The sequence below is a fragment of the Mesorhizobium sp. RSR565B genome (assembly GCF_054719465.1).
Window position 1 is genome coordinate 151,436 of sequence record NZ_JBTTIE010000001.1, and the last position, 24,437, is coordinate 175,872.

Consider the following 24,437-nt stretch of genomic DNA (forward strand, 5'->3'; position numbering starts at 1 on the left):
ATGGCAGGCGGTTCCATTCCCCACTTCCAGAACGATGCGGGCCATCCGGCAATCGACATCGGCGTCAAGGAATTCATGTGCACCGGCGCCAACCCGCCCTTCGACCATCCACACGTGTTCCTCGACATGGGCGACGACAATGAAAAGGTCTGTCCCTACTGCTCGACGCTCTACCGCTATTCGGCGAAGCTGAGGGCGACGGAAACGCTGCCGGCTGGTTGCCTTTATATCGACCAGGCCGCCTGATCCTTCCGCGACAAGCCCGATGGAAGACATCAGGTCCCGGCAGGTCATAATCGCCGGGGCCGGCATCGCCGGGCTGACCGCTGCCCTTGCCTTCGCCGGACGGGGTTATCCGGTAAAGCTGATCGAACAGGCACAGCACCTAGAAGCGGCCGGCGCCGGCATCCAGCTTTCGCCCAACGCAACACGCATTCTTGGAAAACTCGGCGTGCTCGACCGACTGCTGCCCGCAGCGTTGCGGCCGGAAGCGGTCGTGCTCAAGGACGCCGGGACGCTGCGCGAACTGGCGCGGGTACCGCTCGGGCACGCCGCCGAAGCGCGCTGGCAGTCGCCCTATCTTGTCGCCCATCGCGCAGATCTGCAGGCAGCGCTGCTGGGGCAAATGGCTGAACGGTCGCAGATTGAGCTCATCACCGGCGCCCGCGTGACCGGCATCGTCAAAGACGCGCAATATGTCGCCGTGACCGCCGAAGTGGACGGCCGCGAGATCGAGGCACGCGGCAAACTGCTGGTCGGCGCCGACGGCGTCTGGTCGGCGGTCCGGGCGCAACTCGCAGGCGAGGACTTCGTCAAAAGCCGTTTTTCGGGCGAACTCGCCTGGCGAGTCACGATCGCGGCCGACGGTGCGGCCGGAGAAGGCTTTGTCGCGATCGGCGCCGCCGACTGCGTCACCACGTTCCTGCATCCTGGCTTCCACATGGTCGCCTACCCCGTCAGCAAAGGCCGGGCCTTCAATCTCGCCGCCTTCACCAAGGGTGAGCGCATGGCCGAAGGTTGGTCGGGCCATGCCGATCCCGCGATCCTCACGGCTGCCCTGCGCGGCACCGCGCCGGGCCTGACGAAGCTTGTGGCACTGGCCGGCCCATGGACGGCCTTTCCGATCCACACCGTCGAACAACAGCGGTGGACGAGCCCGCGGGGCATCGCGCTGATCGGCGACGCTGCGCATGCGATGACGCCGTTTGCCGCACAGGGCGCGGCAATGGCGATCGAAGATGCCATCACGCTTGCCGACGCTATCGCCGATTTCCCTGGCGATCTGCCCAGAAGTTTTCAAATCTGGGAAAATCTTCGGCGGCCGCGTGTCGCCAAGGCCGCGCGTCGTGGGGCCGTAAACCGCCTCGCCTGGCATGCTGCCGGCCCGGTGGCGATCGCCCGCAATCTGTTCCTGGCCATGCGCTCGCCCGACAAGCTCGCCGCCGACCTCGACTGGCTCTATGGATGGCGAGCGGACACTCGGCAGTCTAGATCGTCGACGTAGCGATCCTTCCCACTCCCCTCTGTCCTGCCGGACATCTCCCACTCAAGGGGGGAGATTGGATGTCGCCGTCGCCTTCGCCAAAATCGCCGGCGTTGCAGCAGGAGCGCGGGCAAAACGGCTGATCTCCCTCTTGCGGGGGAGATGGCCGGCAGGCCAGAGGGGAGTGCTGTCCCGCTGACTTCAAAAGATCCAACACTGTCGCGGTGCGATGAAGGACTGCTAGTTATAAAACCGCATTGAAAATCCCAGCGAGGCCGGCAGCGGGTTCCACCAGCCGGTGCGCAGGCCGGCGGTGCGCAGGCCGGCGGCTGTCCAGGTGTTACAGCCGACAAGCGCGTTGAAATGGCCGTTCGCCTCGAAGAAGCGGTCGAAGCTGGAATAGGCGGCGTTCTCGATGACGACCGGACCATGCGGCCCTTGCTGGAAACTCGCGTCGATATAGTCGAGCAGCGCTGCAAAACGTTCCTCATCGATGTCAAAACCGGTGACAGCAGGGTGCGGCTCGGCGATGGCCCCGGCGATATCGACATGCATGACCGAGGCGTCCAGTGTCAGCGCCTTGAGGACGGGCACTGCTTTCAGCTGCGACCAGCTCGGCGTCTCCAGATAGAAGGCCCGGCCGCCCCAGCCAAAGACGATGTAGCGCACTTCCGGGGCGTCGACAGGGATGCCGGCAGCGACCAGGAAATGGAAGCGCCGGCGCACCTCGTCATCGACGGGAATGGCGATGTCGGTGTGGATCGGATTCTCCAGCACCAGAATATGGCGCGTGCCCTCACCCGCTGCTGACGCCGGCCACAGCGGACGCGGCACCAGCGTGCCGAGCGTGGCAGCGAGCGCGACCACGATAATCAGCATGGCCACGAAACGCAGGGCTTTTCTCATGCGGCGGCGGCTTTGTGTTTCAATGGAGAAGATCGACCCCAGATAGCAAAAGAGCCCGGCCGCATTGCGGCCGGGCTCTTTTGGTTCGCATGAAAATGCTCAGTGCAGGATCTGCGACAGAAACAGCTTCGTGCGCTCGTGGCGCGGATGGTCGAAGAACTCGGCCGGCGTGTTCTGTTCGACGATCTGGCCCTGATCCATGAAGATCACCCGGTTGGCGACTTTGCGGGCAAAGCCCATTTCGTGGGTGACGCACAGCATGGTCATGCCTTCCTCGGCCAGGCCCACCATCGTCTCCAGCACTTCCTTGATCATTTCTGGATCGAGCGCCGAGGTCGGCTCATCGAACAGCATGATGCGCGGATTCATGCACAGCGAACGCGCGATCGCCACGCGCTGCTGCTGGCCGCCCGACAGCTGGCCCGGATATTTGTTGGCCTGTTCGGGGATCTTGACGCGCTTGAGGAAGTGCATCGCGATTTCCTCGGCCTGCTTCTTCGGCGTCTTGCGCACCCAGATCGGTGCCAATGTGCAGTTCTCCAGGATGGTCAGATGCGGGAACAGGTTGAAGTGCTGGAACACCATGCCGACCTCGCGGCGCACCTCGTCGATCTTCTTGAGATCGTTGGTGAGTTCCTTGCCGTCGACGATGATCTTGCCCTTCTGGTGCTCTTCCAGCCGGTTGATGCAGCGGATCATGGTCGATTTGCCCGAGCCCGAAGGACCGCAGATGACAATGCGCTCGCCGCGCATCACCTTGAGGTTGATGTCCTTCAGGACATGGAACTCGCCATACCATTTGTGCATGCCGATGATGTCGATTGCGACATCGGTGGTCGAGATGTGCATCTTCTTGGCATCGACCTTGATCTCTTCGGCGCTGACCGCGTTTTCTATGACCATGGCAGGTTCCCCTTTTTGTTCTGTCTTTTAGCTATGATGCATGTCGTTGTCCCAAAACCGCTAAACACTTTTGGGCGACATGCATCAACGTTTGTGGCCGGTGTCGAGCCGGCGTTCCGTGTACATCGAATAGCGCGACATGCCGAAGCAGAACAGCCAGAAGACGAAGGCTGCAAAGATGAGACCGGATCTCGCGGTCTGTGGCGTCGCCCAATTGGCGTCCGAGAAGTTCTGCTTGACGACGCCAAGCAGGTCAAACATCGAGATGATGATGACGAGGCTTGTGTCCTTGAACATACCGATGAAGGTATTGACGATGCCGGGGATGACCAGCTTCAGTGCCTGCGGCAGCACGATCAGCACCATCTTCTGCCAGTAGCCCAGGCCAAGCGAATCCGCACCCTCATACTGGCCCTTGGGGATCGCCTGCAGGCCGCCGCGCACCACTTCGGCCATATAGGCGGCGGCAAACAGCGAGACGCCGATCAGCGCCCTGAGATATTTGTCGAACGAAACCCCGGCGGGCAGAAACAGCGGCAGCATGACGCTGGCAAAGAACAGAACGGTGATCAGCGGGATGCCGCGAACGAACTCGATGAAGACCACGCACAGTGTCTTGACGATCGGCATCTTGGAGCGCCGGCCGAGCGCCAGCACGATGCCCATCGGCAGCGACACGGCAATGCCGACAAAGGACAGACTCAGCGTCACCAGCAGCCCGCCCCATAGCTGGGTCTCCACATGCGGCAGGCCGAAGATGCCGCCGACCAGGAGCACGAACGCGATGATCGGCAGTGCCAGGAATAGAAGAATGGCGTTCAACCCCTTCCGCGGCACGCGTGGCATCAGCAACGGCACCAGCAGCGCCACGAACAGGACGGCGACCAGGATCGGCCGCCAGCGCTCTTCCAGGGGATAGCGGCCAAGCATCAACTGGCCGAACTTCGCGTTGACGAAGGCCCAGCAGGCGCCTGACCAGCCGTCCGGCTGGATGCCGCCTTGCGCCACCGTGGCGCATACAGTCCGGTCCGGCCCCGTCCACTGGGCGTTGATGAAGGCCCAGTTGACGACGGGCGGCACGATCATCACCACCAGCGCAATAGCCACTACAGTCAGGATGACGTCGCCCACCGAACCGATCAGGTTCTTGCGAACCCAGGCCAAAGGCCCCCGCACGCCGGCCGGGGCTTGTTGAGCGAGTGCCATTTCGGTCCGCACCCAGGAGGTATCATGTTCCTGCATGGTCTTACCTCTCCACCAGCGCCATCCTGGCGTTGACCACATTCATCACCGCCGACGTCACCAGGCTGATGATGAGATAGACGACCATCATGATCAGCACACCCTCGACCGCTTGACCGGTCTGATTCAGCACTGTGCCGGCGATCGCCGTCAGGTCGGGGTAACCGATGGCAATGGCCAGCGACGAGTTCTTTGTCAGGTTGAGATACTGGCTGGTCAGCGGCGGGATGACGATCCGCATGGCTTGGGGAACGACGACAAGCCGCAGGATAGATCCCGGCCGCAGCCCCAAGGCGCCAGCCGCTTCGGTCTGACCCTTGCTGACGCCGAGAATGCCGGCGCGCACGATCTCGGCGATGAAGGAGGCCGTGTAACAGGACAGCGCCAAATAGAGAGACAGGAACTCCGGCCCGATCTGAAAGCCTCCGGTCAGGTTGAAGGTCGATTGTTTTGGAAAGTCGAAGCTCAAGGGAAAGCCGCTCAGTGCATAGGCCAGGAGCGGAAGGCCGACGATCAGCGCCGCCGAAGTCCAGAATACGGGAAACTGCTGGCCGGTTGCCATTTGCCGCTGGCGTGCCGTGCGCGCGACAAAAAAAGCCATGGCGATGCCGACAAGCAAGGCGACAAACATCAGCCAGGAGCCGTCGCCCCAGATAGCGCGCGGAAAATAGAAACCGCGTTGGTTGAGGAAAGAGCCGAACGGCAAATTGAAACTGTCGCGAGGCGCCGGCAGTACCGCGAGCACGCCTGAATACCAGAAGAAGATCACCAGCAGCGGCGGGATGTTGCGGAACACCTCGACATAGACCGTGCAAATCTTGCGAACCAGCCAGTTGCGCGATAACCGGCCGACGCCGACAATGAAGCCAATGATGGTCGCGGTGATAATGCCGGCAACGGCGACGATAATGGTGTTGATAAGCCCGACGACAATGGCCTGGCCATAGGTCGAATCGGAATCATAAGCGATGGGCCTGACTGGAATGTCAAAGCCTGCTCGGTTGTTCAGGAAGCCAAAACCGGAAGTAATATGCAGGCGCTGCAGGTTGACGATGACGTTGTGGACGATCCACCAGACGCCCGCCACCAGCAAGATGACAACCACCGCCTGGAAGAAAAACCCGCGGACTTTCGGATCGTTGATGAAGGAACCGCGGCTCGGCTCCTCGCGAAGAACTTCCTGCGACGCCATTGCTCATCCCCTGGAAAGAGAAACCGGAAGGCAGATGATCTGCCTTCCGGATCACATTTCGATCAGCGGATCGGCGGTGCGTATTGCAGGCCGCCCTTGGTCCACAGCGCATTGATGCCTCGCGCGATCTTCAGCGGGCTGCCGGTGCCGACATTGCGCTCGAACATCTCACCGTAATTGCCGACTGCCTTGACGATGTTGACGACCCAGTCATTGCTCACGCCAAGGTCGGTTCCGATCTTGGTTTCGGCTTCCTGACCGAGCACGCGCTTGATCTCCGGATTATCCGAGGTCTTCATCTCTTCGACATTGGCCTGGGTGATGCCCAGTTCCTCTGCCTGCAACAGGGCGAAGTAGGTCCACTTGACGATGTGGTACCACTGGTCGTCCCCCTGGCGTACGGCGGGGCCGAGCGGCTCTTTGGAGATGATCTCGGGCAGCACGACATGGTCGGCCGGCGCACTCAGCGTCAGGCGGATGCCATAGAGGCCGGATTGGTCGGTGGTGTAGACGTCGCAGCGGCCGGCGTCATAGGCAGCGTTGACCTCTTCCAGCTTTTCGAAGACGACCGGGTTGTACTCCATCTTGTTCGCCTTGAAGTAATCGGCGAGGTTGAGCTCGGTGGTGGTGCCGCTCTGCACGCAGACTGCCGCACCTGAAAGCTGCAGCGCCGAATTGACGCCAGGCAGTTTCTTGGCGTTGATCATGAAACCCTGGCCGTCATAATAGGTGACGCCGATGAAGTTCAGGCCAAGCGCGGTATCGCGATTGATGGTCCATGTGGTGTTGCGCGACAGGAGATCGATCTCGCCCGACTGCAACGCGGTGAAGCGCTCCTTGGCGCTGAGCGGCGTGAACTTGACCTTGGAGGCATCGCCGAAGACTGCACCAGCGACAGCGCGGCAGAAATCCGCGTCGATGCCTTTCCAATCGCCTTTGTCGTCAGGCGCCGAGAAGCCGGCCAGGCCCGTCGAGACACCGCACTGGATGAAGCCCTTCGCCTTGACGGTATCGAGCGTTGTCGCCGACGCGGCCGAAGCCATCCATCCAAGCGCAGCGGCACCGAGAATGCCAATTGCAATATGTTTCATAACCCACAGACCCTTTTCTGTTTTCAGGTAAACCCTGATCCTCAGGCAAATCCTGATCTTTTCCCGCGTGAACCCGGCTCCCATCCGGCTCATTCCGGAACCTCGCGTCGTAACCGACGCCCGGCCCCTCCCATTCACGAACTGCATCGAAGGCGATTATCTCTGTGAGGTCAAGGGAAATGACCGTTTCACGACAGCTTTGAAAACCAATTGCCGCAAATGCCTGAATTGCGGACAACACCCTCAGGAAAGCAGCAAGCCCCGCAAACAAAAACGGCAAAGTCCGTCGACGCTAATCCACATCCACTCATGAAATCCGCGGCTCTGGATTGCCACGCGTTCCAGACTATTCATAGGGGAATTGGCCTATGCAAAGGGCACCGCGTGGCGGGCGCCCGCTGTTGCACGGCCAATGCCGCCGCTCTATGGCTAGCGCTTTCACCACAAGGCGAAGAGCAATGGCGACTGACGGCAACGAAATGGGTATCAACACGCGGCTTGCCCATTCGGGCAACAATCCGCACGACTATTTCGGCTTCGTCAATCCGCCAATCGTGCATGCCTCGACCGTGCTCTATCCCAATGCGTCGGCGATGGCGGCGCGCAGCCAGAAATACACCTATGGCACACGCGGCACGCCGACCACCGATGCGTTGGCGCATGCGATCGACGCGCTGGAAGGCTCCGCCGGCACCATAATCGTGCCGTCGGGCCTGGCGGCGGTGACCGTCCCGTTGCTGGCGTTTCTCTCGGCAGGCGATCACATCCTGATTGTCGATTCCGTCTACCATCCGACCCGCAATTTCGCCGACACGATGCTGAAGCGGCTGGGTGTCGAGGTCGAGTATTACGCTCCGCATGCCGGCGCCGGCATCGCCAGCTTAATCAAGCCGAACACCAAAGTCGTGTTTACGGAATCACCGGCCTCCAACACCTTCGAGGTGCAGGACGTTCCGGCGATCGCCAAGGCCGCGCATGAAACGGGCGCCATCGTCATGATGGACAACACCTGGGCAACGCCGCTCTATTTCCGTCCGCTCGACCACGGCGTCGATATCTCGATCCATGCGGCGACGAAATATCCGGCCGGGCATTCGGACGTGCTGCTGGGCACAGTGTCTGCCAATGCCAACTGCTGGAAGCAGCTTTGCGAGACGTTCTACACGATGGGCTGCTGCGCCGGCCCCGACGACGTCTACCAAGTCCTGCGCGGCCTGCGCACGATGGGCGTTCGGCTGGATCACCATCAAAAGAGCGCGCTTGCCATTGCCGTCTGGCTTGAAGGCCAGCCCGGCGTGGCCCGCGTGCTGCACCCGGCGCTTCCCAGCCACCCCGACCACGCGGTGTGGAAGCGCGATTTTTCCGGCTCTAGCGGCATCTTTTCCATCGTGCTCAAAGGCGGCGGCCAGAGACAGCAGCATGCCTTCCTCGATGCGTTGAAAATCTTCGGTCTCGGCTATTCCTGGGGCGGCTATGAGAGCCTCGCCGTGCCGGTCTTCCTCGGCGACCGTACCGTCGCCAAGGGCCCCTATGACGGCCCGCTGATCCGGCTGCAGATCGGACTCGAGGATGTCGAGGACCTCAAGGCCGATATCCTGCGCGGGCTGGAAGCGGCCGCTGCGGCATGACACCAGCAAACTTGCGAAGCTGATTCCGCTGGTCCGCCCAACCCGTTGAAAGGATTGGCGAGCGACTTTCGCAGGCGATCGACGTCGCAAAGCCGCTCATGGGTCGACCAAGCGCAATCTTATTTCCCCAATGCGCGCTTTTTCGGATCGGTTTGACTTTCAAAATCGTCGGTCCAACGCCATTGCAGGCGCTGCGCGCACAATTCCAGCCGGACTGAGCTTGCCATGGCCTTTCGTCTCTTTGTCCCCATTCTCGCCGGCGCGACGCTGCGCGAGCGCCTCATCGCCTGCATCGGGGCGATGATCGGCATTGCGCTGACCGGCGCGATCGGCGCGCTGGTGCTTGGCAATGGCCCGCATGTGCCGCTGCTGGTGGCGCCGATGGGGGCGTCGGCGGTGCTGCTGTTTGCGGTGCCTGCAAGCCCGCTGGCGCAGCCATGGTCGATCATCGGCGGCAATACAATATCGGCGCTGGTCGGCGTGATCGTGGCCCATTTCGTCCATCAGCCCGTTCTCGCCACGGGCATTGCCGTGGCGATGGCGATCGCCGCCATGTCGTTCTCGCGCTGCCTGCATCCGCCGGGCGGAGCCGCCGCACTGACCGCCGTGCTCGGCGGGCCGGCCGTGATCGGTGCGGGCTTCCTGTTTCCGTTCGTGCCGGTGGCGCTGAACTCCATGATGCTGGTCGCGCTCGGCTATGCTTTCCACAGGCTGTCGCGACGCAGCTACCCGCATGTGCCGGCCCCTGCCCCGAAAAGCACGCACGGAACCATCGATCCGCCGGCTCAGGAGCGCATCGGCTTCCGGGCCGAGGACATCGATGCCGCGCTGGCTGCGCTCGACGAGACCTTCGACATCGACCGCAACGATCTCGAACAGCTGCTGCGACAGGTCGAACTGCAAGCGACGATGCGCGCACACCGAACCATGTTGTGCGAGGACATCATGTCCCGCGACGTGATTTCGGTCGATGAACACGCGTCCGCCGATCGGGCGCGTCATCTGCTGCTCGACCACAATATCCGCACGCTGCCGGTTGTCGACAAGGACGCCAGGCTGGTCGGCACCGTTGGATTGAGGGAATTGGCGCGAGCCGACGAAGCCGTCGGAAGCGTTACGTCGACAGCGTCGACCGCCGCCGCCGGTACGCCCGCCATGGCCCTGCTACCGGTGCTCACCGACGGCCGCACCCATGCAGTCATCATCGTGGACGGGGACAGCCGCATCCTTGGCCTGATCACGCAGACCGACCTGCTTGCGGCCACGGCGCGAGTGCAGGCTGCTGACAAGCCGCTGGCGGAAGCAGTATTCTAGGCGCCGTCGGAGCCGGGCGAAAATGGCCGGGAACCTTTTGCCGGCGATGTCATCCAATGTCTTGATCGAGGTTTCGGACGGGGATTGGATCGAGGAACTGGCCATGCCTGCTATGTCTGTACCAATGCCCACGGCTGCTTCAAGCGAGATGCTTCTCGTGCGCCGCGCGCTGGCACGCGAAGGCAACGCCTTCTGCATCATCATGAAGACCCATAATCAGCGGCTCTATCGCATCGCTCGCGGGGTGGTGCGCAACGATGCCGAAGCCGAGGACATCGTCCAGGAGGCCTATGTCAGAGCCTTTGCCCATCTCGATGCCTTTCGCGGGGAGTCCTCATTGGCCACCTGGCTGTCGCGCATCGTCATCAACGAGGCGCTCGGCCGTCTGCGCAAAAGGCGGCGGACGGTGGCGAAAAACCCGCAAGCCGAAATCATCCAGTTCCCCCTCAATCCCAGCGACGATCCGGAGCGGACGATGGCGCAGCGGCAGATCCTCGAGTTGGTGGAACGGGCGACCGACAGCCTGCCCGATGTTTATCGGACGGTGTTCGTGGCGCGGGTTATCGAGGGGCTCAGTATCGAGGAGACCGCCGAGCTGCTTGGCGTGCGGCCGGAAACCGTCAAGACAAGGCTACACCGCGCCCGCGCCCTGGTACGCAAGGCACTCGACGACCAGATCGGGCCGGTGCTGCTCGACGCCTTCCCGTTTGCCGGCCGGCGCTGCGACAGGCTGACCAGCGCCGTCATGCAGCGGCTCGGCCTGGAGAGCTGATCATCGGCTGATTTGGCCGATTTCCCCGGGAACGTTTGCCGCCGCTGCGCATCCAATGACCGTCAATTGAAAAACATGGCCCGGCGCGATCCCGCGTCCGGGCGAAGGAGATGCCATGCTTACCCGACACACCGCCACCCTCGCAGCCTTGCTGCTGCTTGGCGCCGCCCCGCTTGCACAAGCCGCCGACAAGCCGACGGACCCGCAGATCGCCCACATCGCCTACACCGCAGGCGTCATCGATGTGGAAGCCGCCAAGCAGGCGATCAAGAAATCGAAGACCAAGGAGGTCGTGGATTTCGCCAACGACATGGTGCGCGACCACGAAGCGGTCAACGCGCAGGCACTGGAACTGGTAAAGAAGCTGAAGGTGACGCCGGAAGACAACGCAACCAGCCAGGCGCTGACCAAGGCTGCGGCCGAGGAGCGGGCGAAGCTCGCCAAACTCGACGGCGCAGCCTTTGACAAAGCCTATGTCGACAACGAGATCGCCTACCACAAACAGGTCGACGGCGCGCTTGAAACCCTTTTGATCCCATCGGCCAGCAATGCCGAGTTGAAGAGCCTGCTGCAGACCGGCCTGAAGATTTTTCAGGGCCATGAACAGCACGCCGAGCATGTTGCAGGTATGCTGAAGTAAGGACCAGGCCATGTCGAAACGGCTGCTATGGATTGCACTGGCGCTGGTCTTCGGGACCTCACCCGTGCAGGCCGAAACCATCCAGGTCACCGTCGACAAGCTTGTCTTTTCGCCGGCCACCGTCGAGGCGAAGGTCGGCGACACGATCAAGTGGGTGAACAATGACGTGTTCGCCCACACGGCTACCGTCAAGGGCGGCTGGGAAGTGATGATCCCGCCGAAGTCAACAGCGAGCCTGACCCTGCAGAAGGCGGAAGCGGTCGACTATTTCTGCCGCTTCCACCCCAACATGAAAGGTCATGTGGCCGTGACGGCGCCTTGATCGCGGTCCGCAAGCCCGTCCTGCTGCGTTGAGGCTCGCTTGGCTTCATCCGGCCGGGTGATGTGCGTCCACGAGCCGTGACAGCCCGGCTGGCGGCGTGCGATCCAGGCATCCAGCCCTTCGCGCAGATCAGCGGTCGGAGCCATGCGGGCGAACTGCTCGGCCTCGACAGCCAAGCCATCCGCGATGCTCTGGTTCAGGCCGCGCGCCACTGCTGTGAGGATCGAGGCAATTGCTGCAGGAGAATGCCTGGTCATGCGCCGGGCGAGATCAATTGCGGCGGGCATCAGCTCCTCATGCGGCACCACCTGATTGACGAGGCCGAGTTCGAGGGCGCGCGGCGGCGGGAACCAATCGCCGGTCAACAGCAGCTCGAGCGCCCTCTTGCGCCCTGCCAGCCTCGGAAGCCGCTGCGTGCCGCCGAAAGCAGGCGGCATTGCAAGGTTGATCTCAGGCTTGGCGAACAAGGCGCGGTCGCTGGCGATAGCGAGCGGCACGGCTTCGGTGATCTCGCAGCCGCCGCCGAAGGCGATGCCGTTGACGGCGGCGATGACGGGCTTGCGGAACGCCTCCAGCCTTGCCGTCAGCCGCTGTCCGCGCATGACGAAGTCGCGCAGGGCAACGTCGACGCCGATGGCCACGCTGCCTGAGAATTCATGGATGTCGCCGCCGGCGGAGAAGGCGCGCTCTCCTGCTCCAGTGAGGATGACGGCGCGGATGGCATCGTCGGTCTCGGCGGCATCGAGGAGCGCAAGCAGGCGATCAATCAGCGCATAGTTCAAGGCGTTGAGCTTCTCCGGCCGATTAAGTGTGAGGATGGCGATCCCGTTGCGGGCCCCGGTGAGCACAAGCTCGGTCATGTCTTTTCCTTCCCTGTGTTTGTCGACGGAGAGGATCAGGCTTTCGGTTGTATGTATATTCACTAGTCGGTATACTTGCGTATGAGCGAAGCACCAAGCCCTACCCGCAAACGCATTGTCGATGCCGCAACGAAGCTGTTCTATGCCGAGGGGATCGGCCGCGTCAGCGTCGATGCAGTGGCGGAAAAAGCCGGGCTGACCAAGCGCACGCTCTACTATCATTTCAAGAGCAAGGACGATTTGATCGCGGCCTATCTCGACGGTCGCGACCAGCCGAACCTCAAGCAGATAGCCGGCTGGTTCGAGATGGCCGAAGGCGATGTCGAGCGCAAGGTCGAGGCGATTTTCACCAATCTGGCGCGCGTGGCGAAGCACCCGAAATGGAGAGGCTGCGGCTTTCTGCGCACGGCAGCCGAACTCGCTTCCATGCCCGGACACCCGGCCGTTAAAGCGGGGGCGCGGCATAAGCAGAATTTCGAGACCTGGCTGGCCGGCGAACTCACAGGCCACGGCGTCGACGAGCCGCAGACCCTGGCGCGCGAAATCGTGCTTTTGATGGACGGCGCGTTCTCGATCATGCTGATCCACCGCAACCCCGACTATGTCGAGGCCGCCGGACATGCCGCTGCAACGCTGGTTCGAGCAAGGTCAGGATCGGCGACTATCCGCTAGAGCGTTCACCGTTTAATGGAGACGGCGAAACACGCTATTTCTTTGACGCAATTCCGGACGGAGAACCACTTCACACTTTTCGTGGAGTTGCTCTAGAATCCAGCCGCCAGCCATGCCGTGCCGACGGCAAGGGTGAGCAGCGTCAGTGGCAGGCCGACCTTGAAGAAGGCTGAGAAGGACAGCTGCGTGCCGGCCGCCCGCGCCTGTTCGGCGACGATCAGGTTGGCGACCGAGCCAAGCAAGGTGAAGTTGCCGGCCAGCGTCGAGCTCATCGCCACCACCAGCCAGGCACGCCCGGGGTTCTCAAGGCCGGGTATGAATGGCCGCAGCGCCAGCACGGCCGGAACATTGCTCATGATGTTGGAGAGCACCGCGGTGAAGCCCGATAGACGCCAGACGTCGTCCAGCCCGAGGTTCTTGGCCGAGGCGATGATGTCGGGCGTCAGCAGCGTCTTTTCGGCGCCGGCGACAACGATGAACAGGCCGGCGAACATGAACAGCAGCGGACCGTCGATCTCGCGGTAGATGCGGGCCGGCTTGATGGCGCGGGTGAGCAACAGGATGGCGCCGCCGATGAGCGCTGCCTTGGCAACCGGAACGCCGGCGAAGAAGGCGATGGCCAGGCCGATGCAGACAACCACCGCCTTCAGCACCTGTCCCGGCAGCATGCGGCCGCGATAGACTTCCGGGTTGAGATCGGCGGTGCGGGCGAATTCGGCGCGGTAGACGATGCGCACGATGACGATGACCGCGACGAGGCCGAAGAGGGCAACCGGCGCCAGGGCGGCCGAAAAGGCCGGGTAGGAAATTCCCGACAGCGCGCCGATGACCATGTTCTGCGGGTTGCCGGTGATGGTGGCGACGCTGCCGCAGTTGGACGCGGTGGCGGTGGCGATCAGATAGGGAATGGGATTGCGATTGATGACACGGGTGACGTGGACGACGATCGGCGCCATGACCAGGCAGATGGCGTCGTTGACCAGGAACGCCGACAGCACGCCGGTCAACAGCGTCACCATCACCAGCAGCACGAAAGGCGCGTGCGCATGCTCGATAGCGTAGGCGCCAAGCGCCCGGAAGGCGCCGGACACCTGCAGATGCGCCACCACGATCATCATCCCGAGCAGCAGCGTAATGGTGTCGAAATTGATGGCGCGATAGGCATCTTCCATACTGAGTGCGCCGATGGCGATCATCGCCGCACCCCCCAGCAAGGCGATCCCTGCCCGGTCGAGACGGAGGCCTGGAATACGCCCGATTGCGACGCCGGCATAAGTCAGGACAAGGATCAAAAGTGCCGCTGCGCCCATCAATGTCATTGGCAGACATCCTTGTCCAAACGAACCGACGCAGAAACGGACTGTTCCCGCTCAGGCATTTGCCGGGCAGCTTTAACGCCGCTCCAGCAAAGCGAAAGCCTATAACGATCCGAATGCGAAAATCGGTGGGCAAAATCGCGGGTCGACCGATGCCGGGAGCAACCGGAGCTTGACTTTGAGACGGCCGAAATTGGGAACGAGACACGCGCGGCGGACTGCCGGTGGCCTGAGATCGCCATCCGCGAAACTTCCCCCTCGGAAGGCTCGTGATCTATGTGATTAAATTCTAATTTAGGCTTTCCGGGTATGGATAGCTTAGCCGTATTTCGGCCTTGGGGTTTCAGATGGTCCAGGTTCTTGAGAGGGAATGCCGTGTCTCGGAGAACGAGGCTCTGCTGGCGCGTCCGATAGAATGTCCACAATGCCACGGAACCCGCAAGGTGTTTGTCTGTGCCCGGTGGGCGAGCTCGAACGGCCATTGCTGCCCTGGAGGAACACACCGGCTCAGGTGCCCCGGTCACAGCGTCACGTGCATGGAGTGCGAAGAGAACCTTGAGCGTATCTGAAAGCGATCGCGACCATTTCCTGTTCGGAAAACGCAAAAAGCCCGCTCCGGCGAACCGGAGCGGGCTTTGCAACCATACGCCAAGAGTACCCTGCTGAGACCAGTACCCTGCCGAGAGCCGACCCGCTTTGCGTTTCCGCCACTGCAATAAATTGGTAGCGGCATTTCCAGAAAAAGCGATTGTTGGCTAACCGCCGTCGGATTACTCGCCCGACTGGCCGTCGCCAGTCACACTGCTGCCCAGAATTCCAAAGTCCTGAGACTTAGTTCCTTGTCCCGCAGTCAGGAATCCATCCGCATCCAGGCCGCGCCGCAGCAGTTCCCGCACCGCCGCGGACCGGCTTGGCATGCGCTTTTCGAAGCGCCAGTTTTCCAAGGCAGCCAATTCCTCGGCTGTCAGCATGATCTGCAGTCGCTCGGGTCGTTCCAGCTCGGCCATTCGCGCCTCCAACCGTCAAGACCAAAAATATGGTGAGTTAGTATTGTCTCAATTGCAGTATAGCTAGGGGTCCCCGTGCAGCGCGTCAAGAGAGGCTGATGGGTGACTCACATACAAGACCAACGATGAGGAAGACACGCCGATAGCGCAACCCGCGCAGTCTGCTAACTATTTGATTTACCTGAGAATATTTTATATTCTTCTTGCCATCGGAAGGTCGTTGGCGCATCTTGACCACGACGGGACAACCGGCTCCTGAAAGGAAGGTTTCCATGCGCTACGGATATTCGGCTCGGCTACGGGAGGATCTCAATTCACGGGTCCTGGGCGCGCTGCGCTCGCGCGGAATGGTCAATATTGCGGTGGTTGCCGAGGACATACGATTGCGTAACCTGGACGAGAACGTCGCCCTTGAAGACGTCGAGCGGCTTGTGATGCAGACGGCCCAACTCTACGGCGCGGTGATGGAATTGGACGGACTGACCTCCGTCGAGGCGGGGAGATTGACTTCGCTTGCCGACGATAAGCACGAACTGTCTGGCATCGGCAATTCCGACACCACAGGCGGCCAAACCGCTCCCCTGCTGGGATTGTCCTAAGGCGCGACCCGCTCTTTCAATCGACAAAATCCGCGAGAGAGATTTGGACCGAGCGCAGCCGCGCCTGGAGCGTCCAGACGACGCCTTGTTCCCCAAATTCCAGTTGTCCGGTGCCGCTAAGCGCTTGTGGTGCAACCCGCTTGAGCACGACGGAGCCAAAACCGCGGCGCGTCGTCCCACTCAGGTTCGGCGGCCTCGTTGTAGAAGGTGATGCGGCCCTGTGTGTCGATGGTGTAGGCTGCAACGGGCAACGCTTCCAACAAACTGGCGGGCCCGACACCTGGGATTCCAATCCCCGCATGTTGGATGACGTATTCCCCTACCCCAAATTCCCCACCTGCTCGATTTGCCCGTTCCGCGGTAGCTGAGATGCACGTGCGAGGTTTCGGTTCCCGTCGTCCCCTTGGGACGGCAATTGTTCTCCTCAGAAAAGGCGATCACCCGCCGGGCGGCGCCGGATCTCAGGGCTCGCGCAAATGTCGACAACGAAGCGCAACTCAGGCCGTCTTTGTCGGAAGCTCGTCAACCCGAGGCGGTTCTCCCGTTAGCCCCGCCTGACGCCAGCAACAAGTTGCCTGGAACTGTGTCGCCGATGGCAAACGACAACATTGCGGCAAACAGGCCCTGATCGGCATCCAGCTTCAAAGGCCGCGGAACGTTGTTTCGCAGCCTTTACGCTGCGCCGATGGCTTCGCATCGACAGGAACCAATCAAGGGCCAGAGCGTTTGCCGCTGCGTACTCTTCTCAGACGTAGCCAGACGGAGTGAGGGACATGGCTTCATCGGTACTTATCGGCATTCTGATCACTTTCCTGGTGATCATCCTGGTGCTCTATCTCATCCAGCGTCTGCCGCTCGATGGCCGCACGAGGCAGATCGCGCAGATCGTTGTCATCATTATCGGCATCATTTCGCTGTTGAAATACCTGGCCGTATTTTAGGATAAGGATCGCCATGACATCCCAAACAATCGCATGGATCATTGGAACGGCGTTGTTTGCAGCAACAAGCACGGCCTACGCCCGACCCGACACGCGTTCGATGAGCTGCGAGGAGACGCAGCACCTGATCCGGAGCCATCACTCGGCGGTGTTGACGACCGGCCGGAATACTTACGATCGCTATGTCCGCCAATACGGCAACGAGTGCGACTGGCCGGAGGTGCCGGTCGCTGCCTCCGTTCCGACACGTGATGGCCAGTGCCGTGTCTATTGGTGCCGGGAACCGGTGTCCGATTTCCCGAACTGACATATCCAGCAGCCTTGCGGCGGTCGTTGCCATGGCGCTCCCGGGTTCAGACGATGCATTGCGCGAGGCGACATGGAACCCTTGCGCCGCGCGTGAATTGATTGTGCGCATGGCGCTGCAAGATGTAGCGGTGTGATGCCCAACCAGATGGAGGAGCGGTCATGCCCAATGATACAAGGCGGAGCGGCAGCTGCCTGTGCGGCGGCATCCAGTTTTCGGTGACGGGAGATCCCTTTCGGATTGGCCTTTGCCATTGCAAGGACTGCCGCAAGGCTAGCGGGTCGGCTTTTTCGGCGTTTGCAGTGTGGCCGCTCGAGGCGTTCGAAACGACGGGTATCGTCAACAGCTACGGCGACAGAAGTTTTTGTCCCACCTGCGGCGGCCGGGTCCCTTTGGTTCGTGAGAATGAGGTGGAAGTGACGATTGGCAGCCTCGATGAGGTGCCCACCGAAGGGCTGGAGCCCAGCTATGAACTCTGGGTCAATCGCCGTGAGCACTGGTTGCAACCCTTGCCTGCCGCCCGGCAAATCGAGCACGACCGGGTCGATGACGAGCCGACAAACCGGACAGCCGAACCGATTTCTGACGGTGTCGAGACGCCGTCTAGCTTGCCGCAACGCAAGTCGGCCTAGCGCGAGCGGCGCAGACAGCCGGCAGGCAGGAAATTCATTCTCGAAACCGCCCGATGTCGACAGGGCCGGGTCCGACAACATTTCACCCGGTAGAAGCCAAACGCAAAAAGCCCGCCTTGGCGTCAAGCCAAGGCGGGCGGTAGATCATCCGGCCTGCGCTGCCGTGGAACGATGGGTTGGCCAAAGCCCTGGGCTGAGACCCGGTGCCGTTTGTAACCGGCGATTGACTACGGAGCGGCCCCGGTCAGCTGGAATTCGTCTTGTGGTTGCAACGATGCTACGTTTTGTTTGGAAACGAGAGCCTAAGGCCACGCAATATCGTTACGTCAACTATGCTGTCCAAGTATCTCGTGGTGTGAACTGAAGGAATCTTCCTGTCTTGTACAAAAGAACGCTTTGTTTATTTTCTTTCCGTCAAATAGTGTAGCGAATCTTGAAGCCGGATGGGGCGGGTTTCATGCAGCCAGCGCCTTCGCAGGATCGCGGTCCGCACGTGCAATATCCACTTCACGGCTATCTTCATGCAAGCATAGTCGGCGCAAAGTTCATGCGCAGACATTGGGGGGCACCGATGGACCAGCCGAGCAAAATGGAGAACCTGCAGTTCGCGCAAGCGATACTGCGGGAGCTTCGGCAGAAAGCCGAAGCCGACGGCGAGAAGCTTCTGACCTACCTCATTGACATGGCCTACCTTGAAGCCAGCGACCGCATCCGTGCCCACTGGGTCGGCAATCACGAGCCCGAAAACCGCAGGGCCAAGGGGTAGTGTCAAGGGGTAAACCCGAAACGGGGCTATGGTTGCCCCCACGGAGCGTTTGATCAGACGCTTGGGGCCGGCGAGGCCACCGGTCAGTTGGCAATACCGGCTGAGAGGTCAGCCAGAACCTCCCTCACCCGAGTTTCGCTGACGCCGCGCGTGTCCTTGACCCAGCTAGGCGTCGAAAGCGGCGGTTCGATAAAGCGAACATGGTTGTTTACGGGCCCATGCACATAGGGGCGATTCAGCCCGTAGATGAGCGCGCATGGGACGTTCAGGGCAGCGGCGGCGTGGGAAATCCCGCCATCAACCCCGAGGAACATGGTCGACGCGGCGATCTGGCACATCGCGTCAGCAATCGACGGGGTCGAGGTGAAGTCGATTGCCTCAGGAATGGCGGCGCGGATTTTTGCGGCACCGGCGTGCTCGCGCGGTCCGCCCACAATCCAGATTGCCCAGCCGCGATCATGATGGTCTCTGGCGATCGAAATGAAGCGCTCGACGGGCCATGAGCGGAAATTCTCAATGTCGGCAGTATAGAGCGCCAGGGCCGGTCGGCCGGCATCGATCTTCTTGTGCTGGCGCCAATCGTCCAACTCGGCCGGATCGACCACAAGCCGGGGCGCCGGCCACTCTGCGCCCGCAGCCGGCTTTTCGCCAAGCGAGGCAATCGAGCAGACCTCCTCGAAGAGCCGCGTCTTGCGGGGTCCGAAGGCCCATAGATGCGCCAACCAGCCGGCGGGGAAGCGATTGAGGAGGCCGAATTGCAACTCCTGCGGATAGCCGATGCGCTCCTCTATTCCGGCCATGAACGCCATCAGCGCCGCCTTGGTGCTGCTGGTCATCAGATAGGCCGTACGGTAATTTTCCTTGCGCAACTCGCCAACCAGGCGGCTGCGCTCGCCAAAACCGGGGCGCTGATGACGCTTGGCAAGCGCCCAGCCCTTCCTGACATGCGGCATCAGGCGCGCCAGCGGCGCTGCAACGGGCGAGGTGACGACATCTATGGGGCGATCAGGAAATCGCGCGGCAATGATCTGGATGGCGGAATGGCAACGGACGAAGTCGCCGACCGCGGGGAAGCCGACGAAGAGGATTGGATCGCCGGTCGTCAAGGAAGCGCTTCGCCGTCAAGGATGCGGGCATAGAGATCCAGATAGCCGCGCGCCGCTTTTTGGATGGGAAATCTCGTCGCGGCCGATTCGCGGCATTGCTGAGGCGTAAGGTCGGCGACGGCCTCGAAAGCGGCCGCAAATTCTTCATCGGTCTCAAAGAAGCGCCCGCTGTCGGCATCGACCGTCTCGGGCAATGCGCCTCGCGTCGTCGTCAGCACCGGAGTGCCGCACAACATGGCTTCGACCGGTGCGTTGCCGAACGGCTCCTCCCAGGCGATGGGGTTGAGGAAGGCTCGCGCTTCGCCGAGAAGGCGAAGCTTCGGCTCGCCGTCAACGATTCCGTGGAAACGGTATCGCCTGCCAAGGCTCTTGAAAAACAACCCTTCGCGGCGGGTCTGACTTCGGCCCAGCAGTTTCCAACGCGAGCCACCGGCGATATCGAGACCGAAATCGAATTTTTTGGCGAGATCGACGGCGCGGTTGAGGCCTTTGCTTGATCGTGCAATGCCGGCGAGAAATAGCAGGCGGTCGCCCTTTGCAGCCGACAAACGATAGGCGTCCACCGGAAAGCCATTGTAGACGAATGTCTCGCGCCCATGCTGGCGGGCATGATTGGCGCTGATAAAGCTCCAGTTCGCAACTGGCATGGGCTGGTCCGGCATAAAGCCGCGCTGCGTATTCAGCGTTGGAAATGGCACCTCGACGGGCCAACTATGGGTGTGGACGATTTGCGTGTCGCGCGGAATGGCTGCCCGGCATTCGGCATCGGTCGAAGCGTGCCGGACTTCGAAGAGCGGGTGGCTGGAGCCAGGGCCAGCGATCACCACGACTTCGTGTCCGAGACGAACCATCTCCGTGGCCAGCCATTCGACCTGACGCTGAATCCCACCGTAACCTCGGCAGGGTATTACGCCCTTCAAAACGAGCGTCACCCGCATTGACCTTGCCTCACAATGCTCTCAAAGACGGCCCAGTTGCGTCACGGGCTGGGCATTGTCAAGGTCGCGCCAGAAACGCAAAAAGCCGCGGCGGCCTCGATCGGGTTACGGAATCGTTAATCAGCGCTTGCTACTATACCGGATGACCAAGAATCTCGGCAATGCACCCAGGACCATCTCCAGGCAACAGCCAAAGACCTCCGCTCTTGGTGGGCTGACGCCCGCCCTGTTTCCCCTTGTGGTCGTCGCGCTCGGATACATGATCGGTCGGCAATTCTTCGGCTTCTAGGGCGACTCGTCTAGGCGCGCACGGTAAAGGCTCGCGCCACGCGGGGGACGCCGTCAATGTCCACCCAACCTCCAAAATCAACCGGCGGCACCGTACGCCGCTACCCACTGCCCCGCACGTAAGCAAATTTTGTGCAATCACGGGAACGTGATATTCACTGATCACCGGACAAAGGGGGCGCTGATGAGGTGTCTGGTGATCAATCTTGATCGTTCTCGCGATCGGCTGGCGCATGTCGCGTCCGAGTTCGGCCGGATCGGAGTACCATTTGAGCGTGTCTCCGCCATTGATTGCCCCGATTGCTGCTCTGTCGCCAAAAGCCCGCTAAGCGCTGCTGAGGTTTGCTGTTTCCTGAGCCACCGCTCGTGTTGGGAGATCGTTGCGAACGGCGCGGATCAATATGGCGCGGTTTTCGAGGACGACGTCGTTTTCGGCGCGGGCGCCGGCTCGCTGCTTGCTTCCGATCGATGGGTGCCGCGCGATGCCGATGTGATCAAGCTGGAAACGCATTTTGCCAAAGTGAGGGTCGGACGCAAGGAAGTCATGCCGGCGCTTTGCGCACAGCACCATTTTGTTTCGGGACGAGAGCGCTTTCCAAGCCTCGTGCGACGGCCCGGGAGGCGGCCAAAACCGTTTCTCGATCGAATTGTCGGAGAAGCGGTGCGAACCTTCGCCTATCTTCGAAACCAGAGCCTGACCGGAACAAAGAAGATCGAGGCCGTCGCGTTCTCAGGCTCTGAGGTCGACGGCAAACCCGTCCACGGCGCGTTCATCTATGGGCAGCCCGAGCACGGCCACCTCAACAAGGCGGCCGGCATACCGATCGCGCGGAAGAATAGTTCGACCGCCAGATAAGCAGACGATAGCGGCTGCGTTACGAAACAGCCTTTTCGCGGACCGGAAGCTTCCAGCCCGGCCTGACAAAGTGGCAGGTATAGCCGTTGGGGTATTTCTCGAGATAGTCCTGATGCTCTGGCTCCGCCTCCCAGAAATCGCCCACCGGCGCAAGCTCGGTGACGACCTTGCCCGGCCACAGTCCAGAGGCATCGACATCGGCGATGGTGTCTTCGGCGACGCGCTTCTGCTCGTCGCTGGTGTAGAAGATCGCCGAGCGATAGCTCATTCCGACATCGTTGCCCTGGCGGTTCCTGGTGGTCGGATCGTGGATCTGGAAAAAGGATTCGAGCAATGTGCGAAAGCTGATCCTGGCCGGATCGAAAACGATCTCGATGGCTTCGGCATGGCTGCCGTGGTTGCGATACGTGGCGTTGGGCACATCGCCACCGCTATAGCCGACGCGGGTAGAGATCACGCCGGGATAGCGCCGGATCAAATCCTGCATGCCCCAGAAACAGCCGCCGGCAAGGACTGCACGTTCGGTGGACGTCGCCATATCATACCTCCATTGGATTGCTCCTTAGGTAGGCATTGTCGCTGGCTTCTTCCAGCATCTCAAGTGCATCACTCGTTGCCGGCCGAGCCGAACCGCCGCACGATGACCTCGAAGACGATGTCGGAAATCCACATGGCCGAGACGCCGATCAAAAAGGCGGCGGCGAGCGTCGTGGTGTCGTCGGCCGGATCGGGGATAGGCATGCCGGTTGCCCTGAACCAGGCGACGGCAGGCAGCGTCAGATACGCAGCCGCCAGCGCCCCGCAGATCGGCGAGGCAATCATCTCGCGCAGCTTGTAGCGATGGCGCGACAGTGCTCGCAGCACGCCGCCGGCTAGCCCGGCGGCGACGACCGGCCCCTTGATGCCGAGCATGTCGAAGAGGTCGTGCATCGGCTAAGGCCTCCATCCGCAGAGCTTTTGTCCCTTGCGGTTGTGCGCCAGGAGCGCTCTCGCCTCGGCGTCCGACAGGACGTCGACGGCTTCGGCCGACAGGCGCAGCGGGCTCGAAATCGCGCAGAAGCCGCCCGAAGCAGTCGTGCACCCGGCAAGCGCCACAAGCAGCGCAAGCATCAGTCCCTTGCCCATGATTTCAGCTCCTTTCGAACAGCGTCCGCCGGCAATGCGCCGACGTCGTTCTGCACCTGCTCAGCGACCGCGCGCGCCGCGGCCTCAGCGGCCGCCAGTTTGCCGCGCTCGGCCCTGGCGCCGGCCAGCCGCTGGTGAGCGCCCCAGCAAAGGGCGGCGATGACCGATGCCAGGAAGCCCAGCAGCGCTTTGTTGCCAAGCAGGACGGCGAGGAGCGCGCTCACAGCAGCCACCCGGCGACAAGCCCGGCGGCAAAGCCGATAGCATAGGGTTTCGCGGCTTCGAGATAGGCGATGAGCAGTTGTTGAAACCCTTCCATGTCAGTGCTCCCAGCCGGATTTGCGGGCCAGCCAGTGCCAGGTCTCGGTGACCGAGGCGATGGCGAGACCGGCGGCGATCTCCAGACCAGCTTGAATGTCGGGGTCGGAAGAAAATGCCGCCGCGTCGTCGGCGCCGAGCAGGCCACGCGCGACCAGAACACCGGCGCCGTAACGCAAGCCGATGCGGATGAAGACGGCGATCATGTCGAACTCCTTGCGAAAATCGATTTCAGGATTTGAAGCAGCGCACGCCAGAACGGCAGGCGTTCGACGGGGCTGACGGGCCCGCCGGTAGACACCGGCGGCATCGCACTGCCGGGCTTCGGCGAGAGCGCTGATGGCTGGGGCGGGGTGCCCGGCAAAGGTGCCGGAGCGGGCTGTAGTGCCGACATCAACAGCGCCTGGGAACGGACCGACCGGATGCGATCGCTCCAACCCTTGCCGAAAACCGGCCAGGTCGGCAGCCGCCGCAGGAATGCCAGGCGGGCATCGCAAAGATCGTCGATGACTGCGCCCGGTGGCCTGGCGCCGACAGCTTTGAGCGTGGCCGGGCCGATCCTGCCGTCCTGTGCGGTGCCAACTGCCGCCTGCAGATATTTAGCCGCCCTGCCCGGCCCACTGTTCACGGCGAAGTCGAAGACGGCATAGTCGACACCGCCGGGAAGCTCGGCGCCCGCAGCGGCATTCCAATAGAAGCGGCGATAGACCGTCGCCACCTGAGCATCCGTGATATGGCGAAGGTCGACCTTCGTCGCATCCGCCTTCACGTAGCGGCGGAAATTGGCCAGCGTCACGCCCTTCATGGTTGCGCCGCCGGGATCGGCCGGATTGTCGGACCAGCCGCCTTCCGATTTGAGGACGAGCGCAAGCGCCCGCGCGAAGTTGCGGTCCATTGGGGTTTTCCTTTCTGCCCGCGAAAGGCAGGTTGTCGATTTGCGAAGCTGCTTGCGGTTAGGCGTCGATCATCGAGACAACGTCGCTGGAGACCTTGGCGGGGCGGTATTTGGTGGCGTCGGCCGGAAAGGAGATCGGAACGGCGAATCGAGCGACGGCACCATTGCCGTCGTCGCCGCTGCGATGGTGATCGAAGATGCACCTCCGTATGCAGTGTTAGGAAGAATTCCGGCAAAGGTGATCAAGAAGCGCTTCGACGACGAAAATAGCCGAGGCTTATTGAGATTCGGTGGTGGATTGGGCAGACGCCATATCTC

30 protein-coding genes are annotated in these 24,437 nt (G+C 61.8%); 14 read left to right on the top strand and 16 right to left on the bottom strand.

Annotated elements, in window-relative coordinates; all coding sequences use genetic code 11:
• Positions 1-246: a zinc-finger domain-containing protein gene (locus ACYG9R_RS00725; protein WP_023705697.1), complete on the top strand. Its 246-nt coding sequence runs from the start codon at positions 1-3 to the stop codon at positions 244-246.
• Between the two features lie 19 nt (positions 247-265).
• Positions 266-1,504, top strand: a complete 1,239-nt coding sequence (locus ACYG9R_RS00730; RefSeq protein ID WP_023824490.1) for an FAD-dependent monooxygenase — start codon at positions 266-268, stop codon at positions 1,502-1,504.
• 219 nt (positions 1,505-1,723) lie between these two features.
• Here ACYG9R_RS00730 and ACYG9R_RS00735 read toward each other — a convergent pair whose 3' ends face one another.
• The 5 genes from ACYG9R_RS00735 to ACYG9R_RS00755 all read right to left on the bottom strand — a co-directional run bounded on the left by ACYG9R_RS00735 (position 1,724) and on the right by ACYG9R_RS00755 (position 6,817).
• Positions 1,724-2,389 carry a TIGR02117 family protein gene (locus ACYG9R_RS00735; protein WP_023824489.1) on the bottom strand — a complete coding sequence of 222 codons (666 nt, stop codon included), beginning with the start codon at positions 2,387-2,389 and terminating at the stop codon, positions 1,724-1,726.
• A gap of 99 nt (positions 2,390-2,488) precedes the next feature.
• Entirely contained in the window at positions 2,489-3,292 is an 804-nt protein-coding gene (locus tag ACYG9R_RS00740; RefSeq protein ID WP_023671483.1) for an amino acid ABC transporter ATP-binding protein, read from the bottom strand.
• A gap of 84 nt (positions 3,293-3,376) precedes the next feature.
• The gene (locus tag ACYG9R_RS00745; protein ID WP_023700666.1) at positions 3,377-4,534 is read right to left on the bottom strand and encodes an amino acid ABC transporter permease; all 1,158 of its coding nucleotides are present in this window, start codon (positions 4,532-4,534) and stop codon (positions 3,377-3,379) included.
• Between the two features lie 4 nt (positions 4,535-4,538).
• Entirely contained in the window at positions 4,539-5,726 is a 1,188-nt protein-coding gene (locus tag ACYG9R_RS00750) for an amino acid ABC transporter permease (RefSeq protein WP_023671481.1), read from the bottom strand.
• A gap of 62 nt (positions 5,727-5,788) precedes the next feature.
• Complete coding sequence (locus ACYG9R_RS00755; protein ID WP_023671480.1) at positions 5,789-6,817, bottom strand: amino acid ABC transporter substrate-binding protein; 1,029 nt, start codon at positions 6,815-6,817, stop codon at positions 5,789-5,791.
• A gap of 458 nt (positions 6,818-7,275) precedes the next feature.
• Here ACYG9R_RS00755 and ACYG9R_RS00760 point away from each other — a divergent pair, with 458 nt between their 5' ends.
• The 5 genes from ACYG9R_RS00760 (at position 7,276) to ACYG9R_RS00780 (ending at position 11,493) form a co-directional block, all read left to right on the top strand.
• Positions 7,276-8,445: a cystathionine beta-lyase gene (locus ACYG9R_RS00760; protein ID WP_023824488.1), complete on the top strand. Its 1,170-nt coding sequence runs from the start codon at positions 7,276-7,278 to the stop codon at positions 8,443-8,445.
• Between the two features lie 225 nt (positions 8,446-8,670).
• Positions 8,671-9,759 carry an HPP family protein gene (locus ACYG9R_RS00765; RefSeq protein ID WP_023727878.1) on the top strand — a complete coding sequence of 363 codons (1,089 nt, stop codon included), beginning with the start codon at positions 8,671-8,673 and terminating at the stop codon, positions 9,757-9,759.
• 103 nt (positions 9,760-9,862) lie between these two features.
• On the top strand, positions 9,863-10,531 hold the full coding sequence (locus ACYG9R_RS00770; RefSeq protein ID WP_023730437.1) for an RNA polymerase sigma factor: 669 nt from the start codon (positions 9,863-9,865) through the stop codon (positions 10,529-10,531).
• Between the two features lie 115 nt (positions 10,532-10,646).
• Positions 10,647-11,171 (top strand): DUF4142 domain-containing protein, encoded by a 525-nt coding sequence (locus tag ACYG9R_RS00775; protein ID WP_023824487.1) that lies wholly within the window; start codon positions 10,647-10,649, stop codon positions 11,169-11,171.
• 10 nt (positions 11,172-11,181) lie between these two features.
• Positions 11,182-11,493, top strand: a complete 312-nt coding sequence (locus tag ACYG9R_RS00780; protein ID WP_023824486.1) for a cupredoxin domain-containing protein — start codon at positions 11,182-11,184, stop codon at positions 11,491-11,493.
• Here ACYG9R_RS00780 and ACYG9R_RS00785 read toward each other — a convergent pair.
• Complete coding sequence (locus tag ACYG9R_RS00785) at positions 11,469-12,353, bottom strand: crotonase/enoyl-CoA hydratase family protein (protein ID WP_023730435.1); 885 nt, start codon at positions 12,351-12,353, stop codon at positions 11,469-11,471. The two genes, ACYG9R_RS00780 and ACYG9R_RS00785, sit on opposite strands and share 25 nt — an antisense overlap.
• 81 nt (positions 12,354-12,434) lie before the next feature.
• Here ACYG9R_RS00785 and ACYG9R_RS00790 point away from each other — a divergent pair, with 81 nt between their 5' ends.
• Positions 12,435-13,025 carry a TetR/AcrR family transcriptional regulator gene (locus ACYG9R_RS00790; protein ID WP_023730434.1) on the top strand — a complete coding sequence of 197 codons (591 nt, stop codon included), beginning with the start codon at positions 12,435-12,437 and terminating at the stop codon, positions 13,023-13,025.
• A 92-nt stretch (positions 13,026-13,117) separates the two neighbouring features.
• Here the strand turns inward: ACYG9R_RS00790 and ACYG9R_RS00795 are convergent, their stop codons facing one another.
• Positions 13,118-14,344: an anion transporter gene (locus ACYG9R_RS00795; RefSeq protein WP_023824485.1), complete on the bottom strand. Its 1,227-nt coding sequence runs from the start codon at positions 14,342-14,344 to the stop codon at positions 13,118-13,120.
• 767 nt (positions 14,345-15,111) lie between these two features.
• Positions 15,112-15,348, bottom strand: a complete 237-nt coding sequence (locus tag ACYG9R_RS00800) for a hypothetical protein (RefSeq protein ID WP_023671471.1) — start codon at positions 15,346-15,348, stop codon at positions 15,112-15,114.
• 272 nt (positions 15,349-15,620) lie between these two features.
• Here ACYG9R_RS00800 and ACYG9R_RS00805 point away from each other — a divergent pair, with 272 nt between their 5' ends.
• The 5 genes from ACYG9R_RS00805 to ACYG9R_RS00825 all read left to right on the top strand — a co-directional run bounded on the left by ACYG9R_RS00805 (position 15,621) and on the right by ACYG9R_RS00825 (position 18,593).
• Positions 15,621-15,947, top strand: a complete 327-nt coding sequence (locus tag ACYG9R_RS00805) for a hypothetical protein (RefSeq protein ID WP_023727873.1) — start codon at positions 15,621-15,623, stop codon at positions 15,945-15,947.
• 773 nt (positions 15,948-16,720) lie between these two features.
• Positions 16,721-16,888 carry a Thivi_2564 family membrane protein gene (locus tag ACYG9R_RS00810; RefSeq protein WP_023671469.1) on the top strand — a complete coding sequence of 56 codons (168 nt, stop codon included), beginning with the start codon at positions 16,721-16,723 and terminating at the stop codon, positions 16,886-16,888.
• Between the two features lie 13 nt (positions 16,889-16,901).
• A complete protein-coding gene (locus ACYG9R_RS00815; protein ID WP_081726903.1) occupies positions 16,902-17,195 on the top strand; it encodes a hypothetical protein in 294 nt (97 codons plus the stop codon).
• A gap of 161 nt (positions 17,196-17,356) precedes the next feature.
• On the top strand, positions 17,357-17,827 hold the full coding sequence (locus tag ACYG9R_RS00820) for a GFA family protein (RefSeq protein WP_023814799.1): 471 nt from the start codon (positions 17,357-17,359) through the stop codon (positions 17,825-17,827).
• A 571-nt stretch (positions 17,828-18,398) separates the two neighbouring features.
• Positions 18,399-18,593 (top strand): hypothetical protein, encoded by a 195-nt coding sequence (locus tag ACYG9R_RS00825; RefSeq protein WP_023824484.1) that lies wholly within the window; start codon positions 18,399-18,401, stop codon positions 18,591-18,593.
• A gap of 83 nt (positions 18,594-18,676) precedes the next feature.
• Here the strand turns inward: ACYG9R_RS00825 and waaF are convergent, their stop codons facing one another.
• Entirely contained in the window at positions 18,677-19,699 is a 1,023-nt protein-coding gene (waaF, locus tag ACYG9R_RS00830) for a lipopolysaccharide heptosyltransferase II (RefSeq protein WP_023824483.1), read from the bottom strand.
• Positions 19,696-20,637, bottom strand: coding sequence for a glycosyltransferase (locus ACYG9R_RS00835; RefSeq protein WP_023808296.1), 942 nt, complete (start codon positions 20,635-20,637; stop codon positions 19,696-19,698). The genes waaF and ACYG9R_RS00835 overlap by 4 nt, the downstream gene beginning before the upstream one ends.
• Positions 20,638-21,121: 484 nt before the next feature.
• On the opposite strand from ACYG9R_RS00835, the gene ACYG9R_RS00840 reads away from it, so the two are divergent.
• Complete coding sequence (locus ACYG9R_RS00840; protein ID WP_023827220.1) at positions 21,122-21,781, top strand: glycosyltransferase family 25 protein; 660 nt, start codon at positions 21,122-21,124, stop codon at positions 21,779-21,781.
• Positions 21,782-21,800: 19 nt separating this feature from the next.
• Here the strand turns inward: ACYG9R_RS00840 and msrA are convergent, their stop codons facing one another.
• The 6 genes from msrA to ACYG9R_RS00870 all read right to left on the bottom strand — a co-directional run bounded on the left by msrA (position 21,801) and on the right by ACYG9R_RS00870 (position 24,119).
• Complete coding sequence (gene msrA / locus ACYG9R_RS00845; RefSeq protein WP_023671461.1) at positions 21,801-22,319, bottom strand: peptide-methionine (S)-S-oxide reductase MsrA; 519 nt, start codon at positions 22,317-22,319, stop codon at positions 21,801-21,803.
• A gap of 68 nt (positions 22,320-22,387) precedes the next feature.
• Positions 22,388-22,711 carry a hypothetical protein gene (locus ACYG9R_RS00850; protein WP_023689880.1) on the bottom strand — a complete coding sequence of 108 codons (324 nt, stop codon included), beginning with the start codon at positions 22,709-22,711 and terminating at the stop codon, positions 22,388-22,390.
• Positions 22,712-22,714: 3 nt separating this feature from the next.
• Positions 22,715-22,906: a hypothetical protein gene (locus ACYG9R_RS00855; protein WP_023671459.1), complete on the bottom strand. Its 192-nt coding sequence runs from the start codon at positions 22,904-22,906 to the stop codon at positions 22,715-22,717.
• Positions 22,891-23,130, bottom strand: coding sequence for a hypothetical protein (locus ACYG9R_RS00860; protein WP_023684348.1), 240 nt, complete (start codon positions 23,128-23,130; stop codon positions 22,891-22,893). The genes ACYG9R_RS00855 and ACYG9R_RS00860 overlap by 16 nt, the downstream gene beginning before the upstream one ends.
• Positions 23,131-23,226: 96 nt before the next feature.
• Entirely contained in the window at positions 23,227-23,430 is a 204-nt protein-coding gene (locus tag ACYG9R_RS00865; protein WP_023689878.1) for a hypothetical protein, read from the bottom strand.
• Entirely contained in the window at positions 23,427-24,119 is a 693-nt protein-coding gene (locus tag ACYG9R_RS00870) for a glycoside hydrolase family 108 protein (protein ID WP_023727868.1), read from the bottom strand. Before ACYG9R_RS00870 ends, ACYG9R_RS00865 begins: the two co-directional genes overlap by 4 nt.
• Positions 24,120-24,437: the final 318 nt, after the last annotated feature.